3 protein-coding genes are annotated in these 1,802 nt (G+C 45.9%); 2 read left to right on the plus strand and 1 reads right to left on the minus strand.

The genetic code is table 11. From position 1 onward, the window contains the following. Together E4K64_RS39705 and E4K64_RS39710 are read left to right on the plus strand one after the other, a co-directional pair. Positions 1-729 (plus strand): phage tail protein (locus E4K64_RS39705; protein ID WP_135167633.1); only part of this gene is annotated, 729 nt, incomplete at its 5' end. An 11-nt stretch (positions 730-740) separates the two neighbouring features. Further along, the gene (locus tag E4K64_RS39710) at positions 741-1,313 is read left to right on the plus strand and encodes a tail fiber assembly protein (protein ID WP_425277498.1); all 573 of its coding nucleotides are present in this window, start codon (positions 741-743) and stop codon (positions 1,311-1,313) included. Between the two features lie 128 nt (positions 1,314-1,441). On the opposite strand, the gene E4K64_RS39715 is transcribed toward E4K64_RS39710, so the two are convergent. Next, on the minus strand, positions 1,442-1,802 hold a 361-nt coding region (locus tag E4K64_RS39715; RefSeq protein WP_430642617.1), incomplete at its 5' end, for a hypothetical protein.

Here is a 1,802-nt window from a genome sequence, read left to right on the forward strand (position 1 = left end):
GGTGCGCCGATCCCGTGGCCATCAGATATCGTTCCGTCTGGCTACGTCCTGATGCAGGGGCAGGCGTTTGACAAATCAGCCTACCCAAAACTTGCTGTCGCGTATCCATCGGGTGTGCTTCCTGATATGCGAGGCTGGACAATCAAGGGGAAACCCGCCAGCGGTCGTGCTGTATTGTCTCAGGAACAGGATGGAATTAAGTCGCACACCCACAGTGCCAGTGCATCCGGTACGGATTTGGGGACGAAAACCACATCGTCGTTTGATTACGGGACGAAAACAACAGGCAGTTTCGATTACGGCACCAAATCGACGAATAACACGGGGGCTCATGCTCACAGTCTGAGCGGTTCAACAGGGGCCGCGGGTGCTCATGCCCACACAAGTGGTTTAAGGATGAACAGTTCTGGCTGGAGTCAGTATGGAACAGCAACCATTACAGGAAGTTTATCCACAGTTAAAGGAACCAGCACACAGGGTATTGCTTATTTATCGAAAACGGACAGTCAGGGCAGCCACAGTCACTCATTGTCCGGTACAGCCGTGAGTGCCGGTGCACATGCGCATACAGTTGGTATTGGTGCGCACCAGCATCCGGTTGTTATCGGTGCTCATGCCCATTCTTTCAGTATTGGTTCACACGGACACACCATCACCGTTAACGCTGCGGGTAACGCGGAAAACACCGTCAAAAACATTGCATTTAACTATATTGTGAGGCTTGCATAATGGCATTCAGAATGAGTGAACAACCACGGACCATAAAAATTTATAATCTGCTGGCCGGAACTAATGAATTTATTGGTGAAGGTGACGCATATATTCCGCCTCATACCGGTCTGCCTGCAAACAGTACCGATATTGCACCGCCAGATATTCCGGCTGGCTTTGTGGCTGTTTTCAACAGTGATGAGGCATCGTGGCATCTCGTTGAAGACCATCGGGGTAAAACCGTCTATGACGTGGCTTCCGGCGACGCGTTATTTATTTCTGAACTCGGTCCGTTACCGGAAAATTTTACCTGGTTATCGCCGGGAGGGGAATATCAGAAGTGGAACGGCACAGCCTGGGTGAAGGATACGGAAGCAGAAAAACTGTTCCGGATCCGGGAGGCGGAAGAAACAAAAAAAAGCCTGATGCAGGTAGCCAGTGAGCATATTGCGCCGCTTCAGGATGCTGCAGATCTGGAAATTGCAACGAAGGAAGAAACCTCGTTGCTGGAAGCCTGGAAGAAGTATCGGGTGTTGCTGAACCGTGTTGATACATCAACTGCACCTGATATTGAGTGGCCTGCTGTCCCTGTTATGGAGTAATCGTTTTGTGATATGCCGCAGAAACGTTGTATGAAATAACGTTCTGCGGTTAGTTAGTATATTGTAAAGCTGAGTATTGGTTTATTTGGCGATTATTATCTTCAGGAGAATAATGGAAGTTCTATGACTCAATTGTTCATAGTGTTTACATCACCGCCAATTGCTTTTAAGACTGAACGCATGAAATATGGTTTTTCGTCATGTTTTGAGTCTGCTGTTGATATTTCTAAAGTCGGTTTTTTTTCTTCGTTTTCTCTAACTATTTTCCATGAAATACATTTTTGATTATTATTTGAATCAATTCCAATTACCTGAAGTCTTTCATCTATAATTGGCATTGTATGTATTGGTTTATTGGAGTAGATGCTTGCTTTTCTGAGCCATAGCTCTGATATCCAAATGAAGCCATAGGCATTTGTTATTTTGGCTCTGTCAGCTGCATAACGCCAAAAAATATATTTATCTGCTTGATCTTCAAATGTTGTATTG

Source organism: Bradyrhizobium frederickii (assembly GCF_004570865.1).
Taxonomy (GTDB): domain Bacteria; phylum Pseudomonadota; class Alphaproteobacteria; order Rhizobiales; family Xanthobacteraceae; genus Bradyrhizobium; species Bradyrhizobium frederickii.

Bases quoted from the DNA above. Each gene is read 5' to 3' on its own strand.
- E4K64_RS39710 (WP_425277498.1), top strand. From the start codon at position 741: ATGAGTGAACAACCACGGACCATAAAAATTTATAATCTGCTGGCCGGA.